We start from the raw sequence: 21,088 nt of genomic DNA, 5'->3' as shown, positions 1-21,088 counted from the left end.
TTGTCCGCTGCGACTACTGTCCATGCCCGTTTTCAAGAGACCGCGCTCCGCCGCGGCGAAGCGGGTTTCCTCAACGTGCTGCCGGAGACCGCAGGCTTCTACGGCATTGCGGCGGGCGAGATTTCCTACCGCGCGATGCTCGACCGGGTCGAGCGCCGTCGCGTAGCGTTTGCGAGCCGCGGCTACGGCGAAGGCCACCGGGTCGGGCTGCTGCTCCAGAACAGGCCTGTCTTCATCGAGCTGTGGTTCGCGCTCAATGCGCTCGGCGTCTCGGTGGTGCCGATCAATCCGGACCTCCGTCTCAGCGAGCTCGAATACATCATCTCGCATTCCGAGATGAATGCTGCGTTCGTCCTCGCCGAACGGCGCGAGGAGGTGGCGCTGGCCGCGCATCAGGCCGGCCGGCCGATCCCTGTCGTGGACGATCAGGACGACGTTCCCGCGCCCTTCGGCGGTGCGCGGCCCTTGACCGCGGCAAGCGAGGGAAGCGAATGCGCGCTGCTCTATACGTCGGGGACGACGGGCCAGCCCAAGGGCTGCGTGCTCACCAACACCTATTTCCTGCATTGCGGAAACTGGTATCGCGACGTCGGCGGGCTGATCGACCTCAAGCCAGACGGCGAGCGTATGATCACGCCGCTGCCGCTGTTCCACATGAACGCGATGGCGGTGTCTCTGATGGCGATGCTGTCGGTCGGCGGCTGCCTGACCATGCTCGATCGCTTCCACCCGCGCAGCTGGTGGGCCTCGGTGCGCGACAGCCGTGCCACCTGCCTGCATTATCTCGGCGTGATGCCCTCGATGCTGATGAGCGCGCCGCCGTCGGAGCTGGACCGCGCGCACAGCGTGCGCTTCGGCTTCGGCGCCGGCGTCGACAAGCTGCTGCATGCCACGTTCGAGCAGCGCTTCGGCTTTCCGCTGCTGGAGGCCTGGGCGATGACCGAGACCGGCAGCGGCGGCGTCATCGCCGCCAATGTCGAGCCGCGCAAGGTCGGCACCAGCTGTTTTGGCCGCCCGGCCCCCGAGATCGAGGTTCGGATCGTCGATGACGGCGGCAATGATGCGCCGGTGGATGTGCCCGGCGAGCTGCTGGTGCGGCGCGCCGGCGCCGATCCGCGCTACGGTTTCTTCCGCGAATATCTCAAGAACGCGGCTGCCACCACCGAGGCGTGGGCCGGCGGCTGGCTGCACACCGGCGATATCGTGTCGCGCGATGCGGACGGCGACCTGCACTTCGTCGATCGCAAGAAGAACGTGATCCGTCGCTCCGGCGAGAACATCGCCGCGGTCGAGGTCGAATCCGTTCTCAACCGCCATCCCGCGATCCGGCAGGCCGCGGTTGCGGCGACGCCGGACCAGGTGCGCGGCGACGAGGTTGCGGCGGTCATCATCACTGAGAAGGCCGGCGCGGACCGCGCGCTCGCCGAAGAGATCGTGCGCTGGAGCCTTGAGCAGATGGCCTATTACAAGGCGCCGGGCTGGATCTGCTTCGCCGACAGCCTGCCGCTGACCGCGACCGAGAAGATCCAGCGCGGCGGGTTGAAGGATTTCGTCGGGAAGCTGATGGGCGAGGGCGCGTTCTTCGACCTGCGCGACCTCAAGAAGCGGCAAGTCTGATCAAAGAAGGGTCTGATCAAAGAAGGTCTGATCATGAGCGAGATCCGCACCACCCTCATCACCGGCGGCAATTCGGGGATCGGCGAGGCCCTAGCGAAGAAGCTCGTCGCGCGCGGGCAGCGCGTGGTCTCGGTCGGGCTGGAGCAGCCCGGCTGGACACATGATCTGCTCGCGGCCTATCGCGCCGACCTCACCAATATCGAACAGACGCGTGCGATCGCGCAGGAGATCTGCCGGGATCACGCCGTCGACAGCCTGGTCCACAATGCCGGAATCATCCTGCCGAACCTGCTGCCCGACGCCAAGCCGGAAGACATATTGATGCTGGCGCAGTTGCATCTGGGCGCGCCGATGCTCCTGACCCAGGCGGCGCTGGAAGGGATGCGTGCGCGCCGCTTCGGGCGCATCGTGTTCGTCTCTTCGCGCGCGGCGATGGGCGCGGCGACGCGCTCGGCCTATTCGGCCACCAAGGCCGGTGTGCACGGCATGGCAAGGACCTGGGCGCTGGAGCTTGCCGCGAGCGGCATCACCGTCAATGTCGTCGCGCCGGGGCCGATCCTGACCGACAATTTCTGGGGCATCATCCCGAAGGGTTCCGAGCAGCAGGAGCGGATGGCGCGCAACGTTCCGGTCGGACGGCTCGGCTCGCGCGAGGATGTCGCGCACGCAATCTCGTTCTTCCTCGACGAGCACTCCGATTTCGTCACCGGCCAGGTGCTCTATGTCTGCGGCGGTACCAGCCTCGTCGGCCTCGGGCCTTGACGCGCGCGTCCTAGATCTGGTTCTGGCGGATATTCTCGACCATCTTGGCCAGCACGCGCGCGCAGACCTCGATGTCGTCGGGCTCGATGCCCGCGACCAGCCTGTCGTAATTGTTCGCCATGATCGGCCAGATCTTGCGCAGCAGCGCTTCGCCCTCCGGCGTCAGGGCGACGACGCGGCGGCGCTGGTCCTCCTCGGCGATCTCGCGCTTGACGAGGCCCGACGACACCATGGACTCCACCATGCGGCTTGCCGTCGACTGCTCGGTCACCGCGAGAACGGCGACCTCGTTGACCGTGAGCGTCCTGTAGATGAACAGCACCGACAGCGTCCGGAACACGACATTGTTGATGCCGTGCTCGCTCAAATCACGGTTCTGATCCAGGTTCCAGCGATTGGCGAGCCGGTTGAACAGATACGGAATATAGGTTTGCAGCTGGTCCCTCGTCCTCGGCGGACCCGACTTCCATCTGCTCTTGGATTCTCTGGCCATTATCTCTTGCGACTTTGCTTCTTGCTCTCGGTATGAAGTTTCGAGGAAAGCGATTTCAGCACGGACAGCGCGCTGTCCAGCTCCCGGGCCGGGACGTTCTCGAGCCGTCTGGCGAGATGCTTCTTGTGGATTTCGGCGGCCTGCCGGAACAGAGCTTCGCCTTTCGGCGTCAGGCGCACGATGAAGGACCGCCGGTCCTCGCTCGACATCTCCCTGCTGATGAGGTCGTCGGCGAGAAGACGTTGCACCAGCCCCGAGACATTGCCGCCGGTCACCTTCAGATTTTGCGACAATTGCCCGAGCGCGAGGCCCTCCTGGTAACGATCGAGCTGGGCCAGCACGTCGAATTTTGCCAGCGACAGGCCGAACTCCGAACTCAGCATCGAATTGAGCGAGGCGAACAGCTCACCATGCAGCGACAGCAATTGGAGCCAGAGCCGGGTTTCGATCTGCCCAGGGACGGGAACAACGTTCTCCTTGAGTGCTGCCGGCATCGCATGACCATCGAGTACAGAATGTCTCGTCGAGTGAAGGGAATTACCGCGGGTCGTTCGCTCCGATTAACAACCTGAGAATCGTAGTCAAGCGGTCTGATCCTGACCTCCTGCGGAGCGAACGGCAATCCAATCCTGCGTCCGGCGCCCGTGGAATCATGCGAAAGTCTTTATGGTCTGGATCACGCCGTCGAGCGCCGTTCCGGCGCTGTCCTTCAGCGCGGCCTCGCGCAGGCGGCGCGCCCAGTCGGCGGCATCCTCGCGGCGCTCCACCAGCTTGATCGCCGCGAGCGTCCTGTCGAATTTCGACAGCCCCCGGCTGTGGGTGTCTGAATAGCCTTTGACGAGGCGTCGGCATTGCAGGATCTCGACACCGAGCTGGTAATTGGTGCCGACCGCCTCGGTCGCGGCCTTGAGCCATGAATCCCGGTGCGCCGTCTCGATGGCGTGACGCAGCGAGCGGCGGCGCAGGCCGCGCATTCCGCCGACGACATAGAGGGCCAGGAACCAGGGCAGCGAGTAGGTTCGCACCCGGCGTCCCCGGTTGACGCGGCGATCGAGCCAGCCGAGCAGGCGCGGCCGCGCGCCGAGCCAGCGGCCGAAGCCTGCCGGCAGCATGCCCATCACTTCCTCCATGCGGGGATGCATGAACTCGGTGGTCTGGAGCACCTGTCCGTTCGACATCTCGAGCTCGCTCTCGATGCGCGCGCGGCGGCCGGCGCGCGTCTTGAGGTCGGCGACGCGGATGACGTCGTCATAGGTCATGGCGTTGGCGAGGTACTTTGCCGCGGCTTCCGTGAAGGCATAGGCATGTGCGTCACCGCCGGCGTTTCGGTCGGCTGCGTGCAACCTCTTGAGGATGTCGAGATATTCGCCGCCATAGGCGATGTCCTGGAAGTCGACGACCTTCCGCAAGCCTGCACGAGCCATGCCGAGTGCAGGCTGGGGCAGCTCCCCATTCAATCTTGCGACGAGCTCGCCAAGCTGCGGATCGGGCGTCGCGGAAGAGGGGGTATCGTCGGCCGGTTTGGCTGGCGCGGGCGCCGCAACTTCGGTCGGGCCGGTCTTGACCCGCTCGAAGGCGGCCTCGAACGTCTCGACGCTGGCCTTGGCGCCTTTGCCGCCGGTGCGGATGACGTCGAGATAGCTGTCGCGGCTGAACGGCAAGACGCCGGCGCCTGCGAGCGCGCCGAACATCGCGGCCGAGATGACGCTGCCATGCGCGATCGCCAGCGCGTTCAGATCGAAGATGATCTCGGTCTTTGCCGCAATTCCGATGGCGCCGGTCACGGCGCCGCCGTCGGCGATGCCGTTGCCCGGCGCGATCTTCTCGCCGATCGCAAACGAGCGGTGGTTGGACGCGATCAACGTGGTGCGATCCGGCGTCACGAGGCCGCGCAGGATCGATCGCCCGGCCTCCATGAATTCCGCCGCCATCACCACGTCGACGTCGCCCGGGGTGGGCATCAGCGACAGGATCGGCTTGCGGCCGTCGAGCGGCGGCATCGCCTCGATATAGTAGATGGTGGCGCCGGTGCGCTGGGCGACGCCGGGCACGGAGGTGGACTGCGCGACCCAGCCATGGTTCTCGGCGAGCTGAACGATCCAGTCCGTCAGGACGCCGCCGCCCTGGCCCCCCATCGCGACAATCGCGATCGAGATCGGCCGCTCCGTCGCTTCGCCTGCGGCGGGGAGGGCCAGCCGGACCGTCTCGTCCCTCATGCCAGTGCCTCGAGCGCCGGACGCCGGCGGTCGCGCCGACGCTGCAGCCAGCCGATCACGCTCAAGGCGACCCTGGATTTGAACATGTCCCAGCGCGTCGGATTATGGATGACGTCGGCTCGATAGAACGAGGGGCAGAGCACGGCGGCCTCGGAAACCTCGCCGCAATTGCCGCAGCCGACGCAGGAATTATCGATCGCCGCGACCGGATCGTCGCGCAAGGGGTCGTCGAGCTGCTTCACCGACAGTGACGGGCAGCCGGAGAGGCGGATGCAGGCATGGTCGCCGGTGCAGACGTCTTCGTCGACGCCAAAGCGCTCCTTGACGATGCGCGTCCCGTCCTTGATCGCCTTGTTGATCTGCGGCTTCACGCGCCGCTGCTTGTTCAGCATGCATTCGGAGGACGCGACGATGACCTTCGGGCCTTCCTCTTTCGTCGTCAGCGCTTCCTTCAGCGTGTCGCGCATCTTGCCGACGTCGTAGGTGCGGTCGAGCTGGCGCACCCACTGGCCGCCGATGCCCTTCACCGCCTGCACGATCGAGTTGTTGGTCTTGCGGCGCTTGTTGACCGCGCGCGAGGACAGGATGTCCTGACCGCCCGTGGCAGAAGTGTAGTAATTGTCGACGATGACGAACACGCCGTCATGCTTGTTGAACACGGCATTGCCGATGCCGCTGGTCAGTCCATTGTGCCAGAAGCCGCCGTCGCCCATCACCGCGATCGACCGCTTGTCCGCCTTGACGTTGAAGGCCGAGGTCGAGGCCGGGCCGAGGCCGAAGCCCATCGTGGTCGCGCCGATGTTGAAGGGCGGCAGGATCGAGAACAGATGGCAGCCGATGTCTGCGGAGACGTGGTGCTGGCCGAGCTCTTCCTCGACCAGCTTCATGGCGGCGAAGATCGGCCGTTCCGGGCAGCCGGTGCAAAGCCCGGGCGGGCGCGCCGGCACCACCTGCTTGAGCTTCTCGACCGCGGGGTGATTGAGCACGGGCGCTGCGTCCGGCGCCGGCGGACGGTTGCCGAGCAGCCGCGGCTCGGTCTTCTCCAGGAATTCCCTGACGCCGCCGAGCAGCACCTGCGCGGTGTAGTCGCCGCCCATTGGCAGCACGTCCTTGCCATGGACGCGCGCCTGGATGTCCTTGCGGCGCAAGACCGTATTGATCGCCTGCTCCAGATATTCCGGCTGGCCTTCCTCGACGATGAGCACGGCGTCCTTGTCGAGGCAAAATTCCGCAACCTCGGTATCGATCACGGGGTAGGTGACGTTCATGATGTAGAGCGGGATCTGCGTGTTGCCATAGGCATCCGACAGCCCGAGATATTGCAGCGCGCGGATGACGTTGTTGTACATGCCGCCCTGCATGATGATGCCGACCTTGCCCTGCTTCGGCCCCATCCACTCATTCAGCTTGTTGTCCCGAATGAATCCGATGGCCGCGGGCATCCGCGTCTTGATCTTCTCCTGCTCGTGCTCATAGGCCGCCGGCGGCAGCACGATGCGGTTGACGTCACGCTTGGGATTGTTGAGCGCGTCCTTGATGGTGTGCGCCGGCCTGACATTGTCCTTGCAGGCGAAGCTGCCGTGCATGTGGCAGGCGCGCACGCGCACCTCCAGCATGACCGGCGTGTTGGAGAACTCGGAGAGCTCGAAGCCTTTCTCGATCAGATTGACGATGCATTCATGCTCGGGGCGGGGATCGAGCAGCCACATCTGCGACTTCATCGCGAAGGCGTGGGTACGCTCCTGCATGATGGAGGAGCCTTCGCCATAGTCCTCGCCGACGATGATCATGGTGCCGCCGGTGACACCGCCCGAGGCGAGGTTGGCAAGAGCGTCGGAGGCGACGTTGGTCCCGACGGTCGACTTCCACGCGACCGCGCCGCGCAGGGGATACATCACCGATGCCGACAGCATCGCCGCGGCGGCGGCTTCGTTGGCCGAGCTCTGGAATACGACGCCGAGATCGTCGAGCACGTCCTTGGCGTCGGCCAGCACGTCCATCAGGTGCGAGATCGGCGAGCCCTGATAGCCGCCGACATAGGCGACCCCCGATTGCAGCAGCGCCTTGGTGATGGCGAGGATGCCTTCGCCGCGGAACGTGTCGCCATCGCCGAGCCTGAGATCCTCGACCTCGCGAGCAAAAGACCGTTCAGCCATTGCACCCTCCAGAAATATGCGATAGCATACGTTTACATGTGAAGTAAGTCAACGCCGCGCCATGCTATCACGCTTGCGGATGCTCTCTCCGACAAGGCGGTCATGAGCCAGCGACAGGGTAGGGCCGATGCTGAAGCTGCCTCGCTTTAAAGCTGCCGCCGTCCAGGCTTCACCAGTCTATCTCAACGCAAGCGCGACCGCGGAGAAGGCGGCTTCACTGGTCCGTGAGGCCGCAGCCAACGGGGCGAAGCTCGTCGCGTTCCCCGAAGTGTTCGTTCCCGGCTATCCTTATTGGAACTGGATCACCGATCCCGTCACCGGCAGTGCATGGTTCGAGAAGCTCGCCAAGGCGTCGGTGCTGGTGCCGGGGCCGGAGGTCGAAATCGTCTGCAAGGCCGCGCGCGATACGGGATGCCACGTCGTGCTCGGCGTGAACGAGCGCAGCCCGGTCTCGCTCGGCGCGATCTACAATACGCTGGTTTTCATCCGTCCTGACGGCGCCTTGCTCGGCAAGCATCGCAAGCTGGTGCCGACCTGGGCAGAGAAGCTGACCTGGACCGGCGGTGACGGGTCGAGCCTGCGCGTCTATGATACCGAGATCGGGCGTCTCGGAGGCCTGGCCTGCGGCGAGAACACCAACACGCTCGCGCGCTTTGCGCTGCTCGGGCAGGGCGAGCTCGTGCACGTCGCCAGCTATATCTCGCTTCCCGTCGCGCCCCCCGACTATGACATGGCGGAGGCGATCAAATTGCGCGCGATTGCCCACTCCTTCGAAGGCAAGATCTTCACGATCGTCTCCTGCTCGACGGTGTCGGAGGAGATCATCGCGGCGATGGAGACCGTCGTTCCCGACGCACGCGCGCGTTTGCAACGGAAGTCGAGCGCATTCTCCGGCATCATCGGTCCGGACGGGCGCGTGGTCGGCGATCCCTTGATCGACGACGAAGGCATCGTCTATGCCGACATCGACCTCGAGCGCTGCATCCAGCCGAAGCAGATGCACGACATCGTCGGGCACTATAACCGGTTCGACATTTTCGATCTGCGGGTCAACCGTCGTCCGCAGACGCCGCTCGGTCTGACAGAGGCGGAAACCGTCGCCGGCCAAGAGCAGGCGGGCTTCGCGTCGATTCCAGGTCGAGCGGAATGACGGGCTGGCTCGCTTGAGGGTGCGGGATCATAAGACAGGACTTGGAGGATAGGATGCGCGAGAACGTGATCGGCCGGGCCAATGTCGAGGACACCCCCGAGCTCGAGGCCTATTACAAGGATCTCGAAAGGTACGAAGCCGGAGCGCTCTGGACCGTCGCCAACAAGATCGAGCCGTGGGCGCCGCAATCGGCCTCGGTTCCCGTGCTCTGGCGCTACAAGGATCTGCGCGAGCACGTGCTGCGCTCGGTCGAGCTGGTCTCGCCCGAGAAAGCCGGCCGGCGCGTGATCTATCTCAACAATCCCGGGCGGCGCGACGTGTCGGCCGCGGTCGGCTGGCTCTATTCCGGATTGCAGGTGATGCATCCCGGCGAGGTCGCCACGGCCCATGCCCACTCGGCCTCGGCGCTACGCTTCATCATGGAGGGCGCGGGCGCCTACACCATCGTCGACGGTCACAAGATGACGCTGGGCGCGCGGGATTTCGTGCTGACGCCGAACGGCACCTGGCACGAGCATGGCGTCGAAGGCGACGGCTCGGTCTGCATCTGGCAGGACGGCCTGGACATCCCGCTCGTCAACGCGCTGGAAGCCAATTTCTTCGTCGTGCATCCGAACATCCAGCAGGAGCCGTCCGGCTATCCCGTGGACGACATGACCCGGACCTGGGGCAATCCCGGTCTTCGGCCGGCGGACTCGCGCTGGTCGAAGGGTTATTCGCCGATGTTCAAATATGAGTGGGAGCCGACCTACGAGTCCTTGCAGAAATATGCGGCCGCGACCGATGGCTCGCCCTATGACGGCATCCTCATGAACTACGTCAACCCGGTCACCGGCGGGCACGTGATGCAGACGATCGGTGCGAGCATGCAGCTGCTGCGCCCCGGCGAGAAGACCAAGTCGCACCGGCACACCGGCAGCTTCATCTACCAGGTCGCCAAGGGGCGCGGCTATTCGATCATTGGCGGCAAGCGGCTCGAATGGGAAGAGCGCGACATCTTCTGCGTTCCCTCCTGGGCCTGGCACGAGCACGGCAATGCATCAGCGAGCGAGGATGCCTGCCTGTTCTGCTTCAACGACCTGCCCGTCATCGAAGGCCTCGGGCTCTATCGGGAAGAGGCCTATGGCGACAATGGCGGTTACCAGTCGGTTGCGGCCTGACATGCCCTTGCAGAATTCAACCAGAACAGCCGGATAGAAGCTTTCATGCGTCTCGTCACCTACACCTTGGGCTCCAGCGGTGCCCGTCTTGGAGCCCTGGTCAATGGACTGGTCGTCGATGTCGAGCACCTTGGTGCGTCCAGCGGCGTGACATGGCCGGGTGACATGCTGTCGTTCATCGACAACAGCGTGACCCTGCTGCCTGCGCTCAGGGATGCACTGGCGGACGCCAATGGCCGCTTCCCGGCTGGCTCGGCGGTCGCGGTCGAGGATGTAAAGCTGCAGGCGCCGATCCCGCGGCCGCGGAAAAACATCTTCGGCATCGGGCTGAACTACCGGGCGCATGTGGCGGAATCCGCCAAGAGCCTGGATACGGACAAGGACCTGCCGAAGCAGCCGGTCGTCTTCTCCAAGCCGCCGACCTCGGTGATCGGCCCCGGCGCGGCGATCCAGCACAATGCGAAGATGACGCAGCAGCTCGACTGGGAGGTCGAGCTCGCCGTCATCATCGGCAAGACCGCAACGCGCATCGCGACCGACAGGGCGATGGACCACGTCTTCGGCTATTCGGTGATGATCGACATTTCCGCGCGCGACAATCGCCGCGCCGGACAGTGGATTTTCTCCAAGGGCATGGACACTTATGCGCCGTTCGGCCCGTGCATCGTGACCGCGGACGAGATTCCTGATCCACACGATCTGCGGCTGTGGCTGACCAAGAACGGGGTCATGAAGCAGGACTCTAACACCAAATATATGATCTTCGACATCCCGGTGCTGATATCGGACATTTCGTCCGGCATGACGCTCGAGCCGGGCGACATCATCGCCACCGGTACGCCTGAAGGCGTCGGCGCCGGCATGAGCCCGCAGGAATGGCTTTGGCCGGGTGACGTGGTCGAGGCCGGCGTCGACGGCGTCGGCGTCATCCGCCACCCCGTTGTTGCGATCTGATGACGAATTTTTCGTTCGATCGCCAGCTCAGGTTCGGACACTGCGATCCCTCGGGAATCGCGTACTTCCCGTCCTATTTGAACCTCCTCAACGGCGTGGTCGAAGATTTCTGGGCGCGGATCGGTTTTCCATGGCCGGAGCTGATCACCGTCCGGAAGATCGGAACGCCCACGGTGCACCTGAATTGCGATTTCTCCCGGCCGTCGATGTTCGGCGATCTCCTGACGTTCAACCTGCGCATCATCAGGGTCGGTGGGTCATCTCTCCATCTCGAGCATGTCATCTCCGGCGCGAATGGCCCGCGCTGGCGCGCGCGCCAGATCCTTGCTGCGACCTCGCTGGTCGATCATCATGCGATCCCATGGCCCGATGACATTCGCTTCGCACTGATGGCGCATGTGAGTGTGGGCGAGGGGACCGAGGCGACGCCCGCGTGATCTCGCTGTTCATGACATTCTCCGGTTCCACAGGCGAACGGCGAGTTCGTCCCGATGAGGTTGCCTCCGTGGCGGAGCTCGTCGGATCGATCCCCGACATGACCGAGGCCCTGCTGTTCACGCCGCTCGAACAGTCGGTCGACCATCCTTACAAGGCCGACGGCACCGGCCCCGCCTTTGCGCTTCAACTCCGGTTTCCCGACCTGTTCGCCTGCGAGGCGGCAATGGACCGCGGCGGCGTCCTCGCCAGCCTCGCAACAGGGGCCGGGCTATCCGGCCTCACCGGACTCGATGTCGCACACCAGGTGATGCTGACGCGCCCGTTTCCGGTCGATGTCGCAGAGCATCCGGCGGGAACGACCACCCCGTGCAGTTACCTCGTGCACTATCCCGGCCCGGCCGAGGATATGAACGCTTGGAACCTGCATTATCTGAAGCACCACCCGTCGATCATGCGGACCTTCCCGAACGTCCGCCAGATCGAGATCTACACCCGCATCGACTGGGTCGACCGGCTGCCGTCGCGGCGCGTCGAGCACATGCAACGCAACAAGCTGGTGTTCGACAGCCCGCAAGCCCTCGCGCATGCACTCGGCTCCGACGTGATCAAGCACATGCGTGCCGACTTCGTGAAATTCCCGCCATTCGCAGGCGGCAACAAGCATTTTCCGATGCTGACTAGGGTGGTGGCGGCTAGGTCCTAGGCCGCGTACCCGTAACCCGAGCGTGATGCGGCCAAAAGCAATATCTGCTTTGCTCCTATAGCGACCGAGTTCGTGCGGCGGCGCAGTATGTCGCGATGGGCCCAAAGCGCAAAGCGCGGTCGGTGTTTGTTTTTTCGCACGCTGGAATTGGAGGCATCGACCATTTGGGGCCCTTGTCCGTTACAATCGATGCGCAGCCGACAAAATGGGCGACGGCGTCGAACCGGGTTCGTCGGCTCGCGAATGACAGAAGAGGGCTGGCAACACGCGACAATTATAGTAGCGTTGTTGCAAGAAGAAGCGCACGGCGGCTGAAACCGGGCGCAACAATAAAACAGGGAGGATTTTCAATGAAATTTCTCAAGGCTGCGGTTGCGGCCGGGCTTGTAGTTGCGGCCTTTACGGGCACCTCGCTTGCGCAGAACAAGCCGTCGGAGCTCAAAATCGGCATCACGACGTTCCTGTCGGGCCCTGCGTCAGTCTTCGGTGTGCCGGCGAAGGCCGCGGCGGAGATGATCGCGGAGGACCTCAACAAGAAGGGCGGCATCGGCGGCGTGCCGGTCAAGCTCTCCTTCATCGACGAAGGCGCGGGAGGCGAAGCGCTCGTCTCGAACTACCGACGCGTTGTGCAGGACGAAAAGGTCGATGCCACGTTTGCTTCGATCTCGTCGGGCAGCTGCACCCAGTTGGTGCCCGTCGCCGAAGACCTCAAAGTCATGAATTTCATGTGGGACTGCGGTGCGGCCTCCATCCTCGAAACCAAGAAGTACCGCTACAATTTCCGGACTCAGGCGAACGGCACGCCGGAAATGCTGGCCGTGCTCCTTTACCTGCTCAAGACCAAGCCCGACTTTAAGACGATCGCGGTGGTCAATCAGGATTATGCATGGGGTCGGGAGAGCTGGGAGATCTTTTCGACCGCGCTCAAGGCAATGAAGCCGGACGTGCAAGTCGTCGCGGAGCTCTTCCCGAAGTTCGGCGCACCGGACTACTCCACTGAAGTTTCCCGTCTGTTGGCGCTGCGGCCGGATGTGGTTCTGACCACGTCTTGGGGCGGAGATCTCGACACGCTGGTCCGCCAGGCCGGTCAGCGCGGTCTGTTGCAGCAGTCGACCTTCGTGCTCGGGATCGGCGAATCATCGATCCAGCGGTTGGGCAAGGACTTGCCTGAAGGCCTGATCGTCGGCGCGCGCGGAGACCACTGGTTCCTGCATCCCGAGAAGAAGAACGACGCCGCCTTCAAGGCGTTCAATGAAGCCTTCAAGGCGAAGACCGGTGCATGGCCGATCTACCCGGTCTATCACATGGCGCAGGCATTCAAGGCCCTGCAGACGGCCTACGACAAGGCGATCAAGTCCAACGGCGGCAACTGGCCCACCCGCGAACAGGTCGTCGACGCGACGGCGGGCATCGAGTTCGCCACCGGCTTCGGCCGTCCGATTACGCTGCGGCCCGAGGACAACCAGGGTCTCGAAGCTCAGCTGGTCGGCGTCACCAAGTCCGTTCCGGGGTACGACTTCAAGCTGCTCGACAACATGATGATCTTCGATCCGAAGATGATCACCAACCCGGCGGGCGTACGGTCGGTTGAGTGGCTCAAGACTCTCAAGCCGGACTTCGTCAAGATGGACGTGCCGACCTTCAAAGCTCAGTAACGGCACGCTCGACTTTTGATCCCCGTCCTCCGAGCCGCGTCCCGGAGGACGGACCTTTTCCGAAGGTCATCATGAACTCGACACTCGCTATCTTGGCGATCCTCGATGGGATCAGCTACGCCGCACTGGTGTTTTTGGTCTCGGTCGGGCTCAGCCTGATTTTCGGCGTGCTGCGCGTGGTCAACGTCGCGCACGGTTCGCTGTATGCGTTCGGCGCCTATCTGGCTGCGACGTTCAGCCTTGCAATCGCGCCGATCTCGCCTTGGCTCACCTATCCCGCGCTGCTGGCCGCCTCCATCGTGATCGGCGTCGTGTGCGGCGGTTTCATCGAACGGTTTCTGCTGCGACCGCTCTCCGGACAGGAGGACGTCCTCCAGCTTCTGATCACTTTCGCCGCCTTCATGATCATGGACAACCTGCAGCGCCTAATCTGGGGCGTGCAGCCCATCTTCGCCGCGGAGCCGTTGAGACTACTTCCCAACATCGCCGTGTTCGGCGTCAGCTACACGTCATACCAGGTCATTCTGCTGCCCGGCGTCGCATTGGCGACGCTGTTCGGGCTCCGCTACTTCCTGCGCAGGACGCTGTCGGGAGCGGTGATCCTTGCGGTCACGGAGGACCGCGAAGCTTCGACGGCCATTGGGATTGACGCAAAACGCGTATATTTCGTCACTTTCGTCATCGGAGCGAGTCTGGCCGCGTTGGGAGGAGCGCTGGCTTCGCCGACCACCTCGCTGGTCCCCGGTATGGGCGCCGATATGATCGTGCTTTCCTTTGCCGTCGCTGCGACCGCGGGTCTCGGCCAGATCGAGGGCACCGCGCTCACCGCGCTGATGATCGGCCTGACCCGTGCCTTCGTGATCTATCTCCAGCCGGAATTCGAAGTTCTCGTTCCCTATCTGCTGATGGTGCTGGTGCTTCTGGTGCGTCCGTTCGGCCTGTTCGGCGCCGTGCAGGTAAGGAAAATATGATGAGCGGTCGCGTCAAGCCGGTCACCACGATCGCGACTATCTTCTTTCTGGCCAGCGCCGTCGCGCCCCTTTTTGTAGCGAGCTGGGCAACCTTGTTCGCGTTGATCCTAGCGAAGGGCATCGTCGTTCTCGGTATCATTCTTCTGCTGCAGGCGGGACAGGTGTCGTTCGGACATGCAATGTTCTTCGCTACCGGGGCATATACCGCGGCGTTCTGGGGCAAGTACGTCGGTGGCGGCGACATCGTGCTCTTCATCGTGCTGGGCGGCATAACCTCCGCCGTCTTCGGCCTCATCGTCGGGCTCTTCGTCGTGCGCTACCGGGAGATCTTTTTTGGAATGCTGAATCTGGCGTTTTCGATGGTGCTGTGGTCGCTGCTGGAGAAGATGTTTCATTACACTAACGGCGCCGACGGCATCCGGGTCCCTCGTCCGGCCCTGTTGGGGCTGTCGTTTACGCCCGAAACCTTCCAGTACGTTATTCTTTACGTGAGCCTCTTGATCGCGGTCGTCGCCTTCTACGGCGTGCAACGCTATCTCGATAGCCCGCTCGGACACATGCTGCGTGCCGTCAAATCGAACGAGACCCGGCTCGAGTATCTCGGGACGTCCGCACGGCGCGTGCTTCTGATAGGTTACGTAATCTCGGCTTTTCTCGGCGGCATCGGCGGCACGCTGGTGGCGATCATCCAGCAGATCGCCACGCCCGAGTTCGGGTTCTGGACGAAGTCGGGCGAATTCGTCTTTATCGCGATCCTCGGCGGCAGCGCCCACGCCTTCGGAGCGTTCGCCGGCGCGGCGATGTTCGAGTGCGTGCGCTTCTATGCGGCGGCCCACCTGGCCGACACCTGGCAGCTGATCCTCGGCGCGGTCTTGATCGTCATCATTCTCTATGCGCCTAACGGACTGATAGGTCTCAGGCAGCGCTACGGCCAGGCGAAGCAGGGAGGACATTGATGGCCAACGTCCTCCTTTCTGCGAAGGGCATCAAGATCCGGTTCGGTGGCGTCGTCGCCGCCGACGGTATCGATCTGGACGTGCTCCAAGGCGAGAACCTCGCGATCATCGGACCGAACGGCGCCGGAAAGACCACCTTCCTCAACATCTCGACGGGTTATCTGCGGCCGCAGGCCGGAAGCATCACCTTCCTTGGCCAGGAGATCACGGCGCAGCTCCCGCGCACGATCACCAAGCTCGGCATCGCGCGGGCCTTTCAGATACCGCAGCTTTTTCTCGATCAGACTGTGATGGAGAACATGCTGATCGCCGCAGCCTCGCGGCTGGGAAGCCCTTCCGGCTTTAGGGCTCTTTCCGCCCTGCCTGAGCTGTCTGAAATGGAGCGCCTCCTGGATCTCGTCGGCGTCAAGCTGTACGCATCTCGCAAAGCGAGGGAGCTTCCCGAGGGACAACGCAAGCTGGTCGACATCGCTCTGGCGCTCGCGCTGAAGCCCAGACTGCTCCTGATGGACGAGCCCACCTCGGGCGTCGCCTCCGCAGAGAAGCTGGAGATCATGGACATCCTGACGTCCGCGCTCGCCAAGGAGAAGGTGACCTCGGTCTTCGTCGAGCACGACATGGACATGGTGGAGCGCTATGCCCACCGAGTCGCGGTGTGGAACGTCGGGAAGATCCAAAAGGTCGGCACGCCCGCGGAGGTTCTGGCCGATCCCAAGGTCCGCGAACAGGTGATCGGCATATGACGGCGATGCTGGACTTCGAGAACGTCAACGTCGCGATCGCCGATGCGCCGGTGCTGCGCAGCGTTAGTTTCTCGCTGCCGCCGGGCGCGACCGCCGCGCTCATCGGGCGAAACGGCGCCGGCAAAACCACGACGGTACGGACCATCATGGGCTTCACGAAGGCGAGCGGTACCGTGCGCCTGAGCGGTCAGGACCTGGGGCATGTTCCTCCGCACCGCCGGCCCTTCCTGGGCATCGGCTACGCCCCCGAGGACCGTCGTCTCTTCTCGGCCTTTACGGTGGAAGAAAACATTCTTCTGCCCGGTCGCGTCGCTAAACTTGGCGCGGACGAGGCGCGCCGGCGGCTGGAGCGAACCTACTCCGTCCTGCCGGAACTCAAGGAACTGGCGGATCGCCCGGCGGGATCCGTCTCGGGCGGCCAAGGCAAGATGGTCGCCCTTGGTCGCGCCCTGATGCTGGGCACCCGCCTCGTCATTCTGGACGAGCCGTTCCAGGGCCTCGCCCCTGTGCTGGCGCAGAGGTACGCCGAGGCGCTGCGTCGGCTTCGTTCGCAGGACCGGGACATTACCCTGCTGATCACGGAGTCGAACCCGAAGCTGCTCGAGACCTTCGCCGACGTGACGCTGACGATCGAGCGCGGCGAAATCGAAAGCCGGGTCCTTGCGTAGCGCCGTGCGGCCGCCACGGAGTTATTGCCCGAAGAGAAAGGGCCAGCGTGTAGCTGACCCCTTCAGCAGCACTGGGCGATCAAAAAACGCGCTTACTTCTTGCACTTCTTGGCCGACTCTTTGTCCGCATACGGACCACAGTTGTAGGCGTTGTTCAGTTCGTCCATCGTCTGCGGCCAGCTATCCATGGAGCCCGCCCGGGCACCATTCTGGCTAGTTCCCACGTTTTTCACTTGCTGGGAACGAGTTGGTTCTGCTTCTGCATCAACTGCGAAGGATGCAGAGAGAAATCCGGCTGTAAGAAGTCCGACGAACAGCGTCTTGGTAATCATGGTTTCCTCCCTATGGAGTTCGAGTTCAGAGTAGCCGTTGGTGGCCACGCAAAGCGGGGGAGTTCAAAATCAGCGCGACATACGGCGCACGATCGGAGGGGGTTACTTGAATAAGGTGATGTAAGTCACTCTAGACGCACTTGCTGCTGCCCATGATGCCGCTGTCCAGAGATCGACACCTCGATTGTCCGCGTCCATCAGCATGGCGCCTGTATCACTGGGAATTGGCACCAATCGATGGGAAGGTCGCGCGGCGGCTTGACGCGTAAAATCCACGCGGTGGGCGATAGCAATGGTTTGCCGGTACGCACGGATTCAGACTGTCGGCGCGCCTTGCAGTGTACCTATGAAAACGGAAGTCCAGGTTGGCGGTTAAAGCCGTCGGCATCCGGAGCGGCGATGATGGCATTATGCCCCTGTTTGCCCGACGGAGCAACCTGTTTTCGTAAAATCCGTAAGGCTCGCCGCAAGTCATTGAAAACGCTGTCAGCGGCTACTGTGCATGGGGTTGTTTTCGACTTTCTGTTTTTTCCAGCGACCCTGCCTGTCCAGATCAGCGCTAGTGTCCGCCGAGATAGGCTGTGATCAGCCGGGGATCGTGGATGAGATCCTTGGCGAGGCCCGACTGCACGATCTCGCCGGTCTCGAGCACATAGCCGTAATCGGCCGTCTCCAGCGCGGCGCGGGCGTTCTGCTCGACCAGCAGGATCGAGACGCCGAGGTCGCGCAGCGAGGCGATGGTGCGGAAGATCTCGCGCACGATCAGCGGCGCGAGGCCGAGGCTCGGCTCGTCGAGCATGAGCAGCTTCGGCTTGGCCATCAGCGCGCGCCCGAGCGCCAGCATCTGGCGCTCGCCGCCGGAGAGGGTGCCGGCGGCCTGGCGCTGCCGCTCCTTCAGGCGCGGAAAGCGATCATAGACCTCGTCCAGCGTCTTCTGGACGCCCGAGCGGTCGCGCAGGCTGTAGGAGCCGAGCAGGAGATTATCGGCGACCGACATGTCGGAGAACAGCTCGCGCTTCTCCGGCACGAGGCACAGCCGGCGCTCGACGCGGTCCTCGACGGACATCCTGCCGATGTCGTTGCCCTGAAAGGCGAGGCGGCCGCGGGAGGCGAGCAATCCGATAGCGGCCATCAGCAGCGTGGTCTTGCCGGCGCCGTTCGGGCCGATCACGGTGACGATCTGGCCTTCCTCGACCGACAGCGAGACGTTGCGGACCGCTTCGACATTGTCGTAGCAGACGGTCACATCCGTCATGGAAAACATCTCGCTCACGCGACGCCTCCGAGATAGGCCTCTTGAACCCGTTCGTCGCTCCGGATCGCGGCAGGCGCGCCCTCGCAGAGCTTGGAGCCGAAGTCGAGCACGACGATGCGGTCGACCAGCGACATCACGAACTCCATGTCATGTTCGACGATCAGGATGGTCAGATGGTCCGACCGCAGCGAGCGGAGCAGCTCCGCAAGCCTGAGCTTCTCCTGGCGGCGCAGGCCCGCGGCCGGCTCGTCCAGCACCAGCAGCGCCGGGTCTGCGGCGAGAGCGCGCGCGATCTCCAGGATGCGCTGGTTGCCGAGCGGCAGATTGCCCGCGAGCTCGAACGGCTTGTCGCCGAGCCCGACGCGTTCGAGCTGCTTCAAGGCCTCGTGCCGGGTGCTGGCTTCCTCGCGCTGGTTGAGGCGCAGGGCGCCGGCGAACAGGCCCGTGCTGGTGCGCGCGTAGGTGCCGAGCATGACGTTCTCGAGCAGGCTCATGCGCGGCCGCAGCTTCACATGCTGGAAGGTCCTGGCGATTCCGTCCCTCGCGATGCGGGATTGTGGATCGCGCGTGATGGCGCGTCCGGCAAAGACGATCTCGCCCTTGTTGACCCTGAGCGCGCCCGTCAGGCAGTTGAACATCGTGCTCTTGCCGGCGCCGTTCGGGCCGATGACGGCGAGGATCTCGCCGGAGCGGACCTCGAAGCTGACATTGTTGACCGCGACGAGACCGCCGAACCGCCGTTCGGCGCCGTCGACCTTCAGGAGCAGTTCGCCCGGTTTTGGCTGGGGACGACGAGGCAGGGGCGGGGCGGCTGGCGGCCGTTCGCGCCTGATCTTCGGCAAGTAGCGCGCGACGAACGGCACGATGCCCTGCCGCGCCCATTGCAGGAACAGGATGAACAGCGCGGAGAAGGCGACGATCTCGAGCTGGCCGGACGCGCCCTTGGCGATCAGCGGCAGATAGTCCTGCACGCTGTTCTTGAGCAGGGTGACGATAGCGGCGCCCACGACGCCGCCGAGCAGGCTGCCGGCGCCGCCGACCATCGACATCATCAGATATTCGATGCCCATGCCGGCCTCGAACGGGCCCGGGCTGATGAAGCGGCTCATATGGGCGTAGAGCCAGCCGGAGAGCGAGGCGAGGAAGGCCGCGATCACGAAGGTCACGAGCTTGATCCGGAACGCGTTGATGCCGAGGCTTTCGACCAGGATGTTGCCGCCGCGCAGCGCGCGCATGGCGCGGCCGACCCGGGAGTCGAGGAGATTGTAGCCGAGGAAAAGCACCACGACGACGATGCCCCAGATCAGGAAATAGATCTGCGCACTCGAGACGAGCGCGAACGATCCGATACTGATCGGCGGGATCGACGAGATGCCGTTGAAGCGGCCGAGCCCCTCGACATTGCCGAACAGGAAGCCGATGGCGAGCCCCCAGGCGACGGTCGAGAGCGACAGGAAATGGCCCTGGAGCCGCAAGGTGACAACGCCGAGGACGGTGGCGACACCGCAGGTCAGCGCCACCCCGAACACGAGGCCGAGCCACGGGGAAGATCCATTCAGAGCAGAGACCCAGGCCGTGGCATAGGCCGCGACGCCGACGAAGGCGGCCTGTCCGAAGGACACGATGCCGCCGACGCCGGTGAGCAGGGCAAGGCCGATCGCGACCAGCGAATAGATGCCGATATAGTTCATCAGCGTGATGCTGAAGGGGTTGAGGACGAATGGCGCGAGCGCAAGGCACGCTACCGCCGCCACCGCCGCGAGCTGAACGTGAAGGCGCGTCATTCCTCGATCTCCTCCTCGGAATGCAGCGAGGCGAGGGATCGCCAGATCAGGATCGGGATCAGAAGCGAGAACACGATGACATCCTTCAGCGCGCTGCTCTCGAAGGATGCGAAGCTTTCGAGGATACCGACGCCGACGGCGCCGATGGCCGCGCCGGGATAGCTCGTCATGCCGCCGACGATGGCGCCGACGAAGGCCTTGAGGCCGAGCAGGAAGCCGGAATCGTAGAATATGGTGTTGACGGGCGCGATCAGGATTCCGGAGACGCCGGCCATCAGCGAGCCCAGGAGATAGGCGATGGTGCCGGCGCGGGCGGGACGTATGCCCATCAGGCGGGAGCCGGTCCGGTTCACGGCCGTCGCGCGGAGCGATTTACCGACCAGCGTGAAGTCGAAGAAGAGATAGAGCAGGCCAGAGAAGACGAGGGCTGCGATCACGATCAGCATGGTCTGGCCCGAGATCAGCACGCCCGCAAGTTCGGTCGACAATGACGTCAGCGGCTCGGTCCTGACACCCTCGGGACCGAAGAAGAGCAGCCCAAGGCCGACCAGCGCGAAGTGCAGGGCGACGGAAACGGTCAGGAGCAGCAGCACCGTTCCGTCCGCAATGGGACGGAAGACGATCCGGTCCAGCAGCGGGGAGATGGGGGTGATCAGCATCAAGGCCAGCACGAGCCTGATGGCGAGCGGCGGATCGGCGCGCATGGTCAGCCAGGCGAGGCCAACCACGGCCAGCGGCAATGCGAGATAGAAGAAGAGAGCGCGCGGAACCAGCCGACGCTCGCCGTTGCGCAGCAGCGAGACGATTTCGATCAGGGTTGCGAGGCACGCAAGAATGACGACCAGCGCGCCCGTGCCGGGAAAGCGCTTCGCGTCGAGCGCCGCCAGCGTCAGCGCCGTGAAGGCCGCGATGTCGCCAAAGGGAATGAAGATGACCCGTGTCACCGTGAAGATGAGGACGGTCCCGATCGCCACCAGCGCGTAGACTGCGCCGGTGGCGATCCCGTCGATCGCAAGAATGGCTGCGATGTCGCTCGTCATTGAGAACGCCGTCCCCTTGTTCTGGTGGCCTGCCC

At 63.9% G+C, this 21,088-nt stretch carries 20 protein-coding genes and 1 pseudogene; 13 read left to right on the top strand and 8 right to left on the bottom strand.

The window, feature by feature from the left end; genetic code table 11:
- Both I6F37_RS10510 and I6F37_RS10505 read left to right on the top strand, forming a co-directional pair.
- Complete coding sequence (locus I6F37_RS10510) at positions 1–1,617, top strand: ATP-dependent acyl-CoA ligase (RefSeq protein WP_225151124.1); 1,617 nt, start codon at positions 1–3, stop codon at positions 1,615–1,617.
- A 33-nt stretch (positions 1,618–1,650) separates the two neighbouring features.
- A complete protein-coding gene (locus I6F37_RS10505; RefSeq protein WP_225151122.1) occupies positions 1,651–2,379 on the top strand; it encodes an SDR family NAD(P)-dependent oxidoreductase in 729 nt (242 codons plus the stop codon).
- Between the two features lie 10 nt (positions 2,380–2,389).
- Here the strand turns inward: I6F37_RS10505 and I6F37_RS10500 are convergent, their stop codons facing one another.
- From I6F37_RS10500 to I6F37_RS10485, 4 genes are all read right to left on the bottom strand, one after another.
- Positions 2,390–2,872, bottom strand: coding sequence for a MarR family winged helix-turn-helix transcriptional regulator (locus tag I6F37_RS10500; protein ID WP_057029875.1), 483 nt, complete (start codon positions 2,870–2,872; stop codon positions 2,390–2,392).
- Positions 2,872–3,366 (bottom strand): MarR family winged helix-turn-helix transcriptional regulator, encoded by a 495-nt coding sequence (locus I6F37_RS10495; RefSeq protein WP_225151120.1) that lies wholly within the window; start codon positions 3,364–3,366, stop codon positions 2,872–2,874. The genes I6F37_RS10500 and I6F37_RS10495 overlap by 1 nt, the downstream gene beginning before the upstream one ends.
- A 156-nt stretch (positions 3,367–3,522) precedes the next feature.
- A complete protein-coding gene (locus I6F37_RS10490; protein ID WP_225151118.1) occupies positions 3,523–5,088 on the bottom strand; it encodes an indolepyruvate oxidoreductase subunit beta family protein in 1,566 nt (521 codons plus the stop codon).
- Entirely contained in the window at positions 5,085–7,244 is a 2,160-nt protein-coding gene (locus tag I6F37_RS10485) for an indolepyruvate ferredoxin oxidoreductase subunit alpha (protein ID WP_225151116.1), read from the bottom strand. Before I6F37_RS10485 ends, I6F37_RS10490 begins: the two co-directional genes overlap by 4 nt.
- Before the next feature lie 127 nt (positions 7,245–7,371).
- Here I6F37_RS10485 and I6F37_RS10480 point away from each other — a divergent pair, with 127 nt between their 5' ends.
- From I6F37_RS10480 to I6F37_RS10435, 10 genes are all read left to right on the top strand, one after another.
- Complete coding sequence (locus I6F37_RS10480) at positions 7,372–8,394, top strand: carbon-nitrogen hydrolase family protein (protein ID WP_225151114.1); 1,023 nt, start codon at positions 7,372–7,374, stop codon at positions 8,392–8,394.
- Positions 8,395–8,447: 53 nt separating this feature from the next.
- The gene (locus I6F37_RS10475; RefSeq protein ID WP_036023823.1) at positions 8,448–9,554 is read left to right on the top strand and encodes a cupin domain-containing protein; all 1,107 of its coding nucleotides are present in this window, start codon (positions 8,448–8,450) and stop codon (positions 9,552–9,554) included.
- A gap of 45 nt (positions 9,555–9,599) precedes the next feature.
- Positions 9,600–10,508, top strand: a complete 909-nt coding sequence (locus I6F37_RS10470; RefSeq protein WP_036023825.1) for a fumarylacetoacetate hydrolase family protein — start codon at positions 9,600–9,602, stop codon at positions 10,506–10,508.
- Positions 10,508–10,945, top strand: coding sequence for a thioesterase family protein (locus tag I6F37_RS10465; RefSeq protein ID WP_036023826.1), 438 nt, complete (start codon positions 10,508–10,510; stop codon positions 10,943–10,945). The genes I6F37_RS10470 and I6F37_RS10465 overlap by 1 nt, the downstream gene beginning before the upstream one ends.
- Before the next feature lie 68 nt (positions 10,946–11,013).
- Entirely contained in the window at positions 11,014–11,649 is a 636-nt protein-coding gene (locus tag I6F37_RS10460) for a hypothetical protein (protein WP_225151112.1), read from the top strand.
- Between the two features lie 350 nt (positions 11,650–11,999).
- Positions 12,000–13,304 carry an ABC transporter substrate-binding protein gene (locus I6F37_RS10455; RefSeq protein ID WP_036023831.1) on the top strand — a complete coding sequence of 435 codons (1,305 nt, stop codon included), beginning with the start codon at positions 12,000–12,002 and terminating at the stop codon, positions 13,302–13,304.
- A gap of 71 nt (positions 13,305–13,375) precedes the next feature.
- A complete protein-coding gene (locus I6F37_RS10450; protein WP_036013410.1) occupies positions 13,376–14,275 on the top strand; it encodes a branched-chain amino acid ABC transporter permease in 900 nt (299 codons plus the stop codon).
- A complete protein-coding gene (locus I6F37_RS10445; protein ID WP_225143071.1) occupies positions 14,275–15,231 on the top strand; it encodes a branched-chain amino acid ABC transporter permease in 957 nt (318 codons plus the stop codon). Before I6F37_RS10450 ends, I6F37_RS10445 begins: the two co-directional genes overlap by 1 nt.
- Positions 15,231–15,974, top strand: coding sequence for an ABC transporter ATP-binding protein (locus tag I6F37_RS10440; protein WP_036023835.1), 744 nt, complete (start codon positions 15,231–15,233; stop codon positions 15,972–15,974). The genes I6F37_RS10445 and I6F37_RS10440 overlap by 1 nt, the downstream gene beginning before the upstream one ends.
- On the top strand, positions 15,971–16,642 hold the full coding sequence (locus I6F37_RS10435) for an ABC transporter ATP-binding protein (RefSeq protein WP_081492912.1): 672 nt from the start codon (positions 15,971–15,973) through the stop codon (positions 16,640–16,642). The genes I6F37_RS10440 and I6F37_RS10435 overlap by 4 nt, the downstream gene beginning before the upstream one ends.
- 92 nt (positions 16,643–16,734) lie before the next feature.
- Here the strand turns inward: I6F37_RS10435 and I6F37_RS10430 are convergent, their stop codons facing one another.
- A complete protein-coding gene (locus tag I6F37_RS10430) occupies positions 16,735–16,974 on the bottom strand; it encodes a hypothetical protein (RefSeq protein ID WP_157784090.1) in 240 nt (79 codons plus the stop codon).
- 171 nt (positions 16,975–17,145) lie between these two features.
- Here I6F37_RS10430 and I6F37_RS10425 point away from each other — a divergent pair.
- Positions 17,146–17,283: pseudogene (locus I6F37_RS10425) on the top strand (IS5/IS1182 family transposase); the annotation flags it as partial.
- Between the two features lie 250 nt (positions 17,284–17,533).
- On the opposite strand, the gene I6F37_RS10420 reads toward I6F37_RS10425, so the two are convergent.
- From I6F37_RS10420 to I6F37_RS10410, 3 genes are read right to left on the bottom strand one after another with little or no spacing between them, the layout of a single operon-like run.
- Positions 17,534–18,247 (bottom strand): ABC transporter ATP-binding protein, encoded by a 714-nt coding sequence (locus tag I6F37_RS10420; RefSeq protein ID WP_225151110.1) that lies wholly within the window; start codon positions 18,245–18,247, stop codon positions 17,534–17,536.
- Entirely contained in the window at positions 18,244–20,013 is a 1,770-nt protein-coding gene (locus tag I6F37_RS10415; protein WP_225151108.1) for an ATP-binding cassette domain-containing protein, read from the bottom strand. The genes I6F37_RS10420 and I6F37_RS10415 overlap by 4 nt, the downstream gene beginning before the upstream one ends.
- Positions 20,010–21,053 (bottom strand): branched-chain amino acid ABC transporter permease, encoded by a 1,044-nt coding sequence (locus I6F37_RS10410; protein WP_225151107.1) that lies wholly within the window; start codon positions 21,051–21,053, stop codon positions 20,010–20,012. The genes I6F37_RS10415 and I6F37_RS10410 overlap by 4 nt, the downstream gene beginning before the upstream one ends.
- Between the last annotated feature and the right edge of the window lie 35 nt (positions 21,054–21,088).

Source organism: Bradyrhizobium sp. NBAIM08 (assembly GCF_020193935.1).
In the GTDB taxonomy this organism is placed as follows: domain Bacteria; phylum Pseudomonadota; class Alphaproteobacteria; order Rhizobiales; family Xanthobacteraceae; genus Bradyrhizobium; species Bradyrhizobium yuanmingense.
The sequence above is the reverse complement of the archived record's forward strand: the minus strand, read 5'-3'. Positions and strand labels throughout refer to the sequence as shown.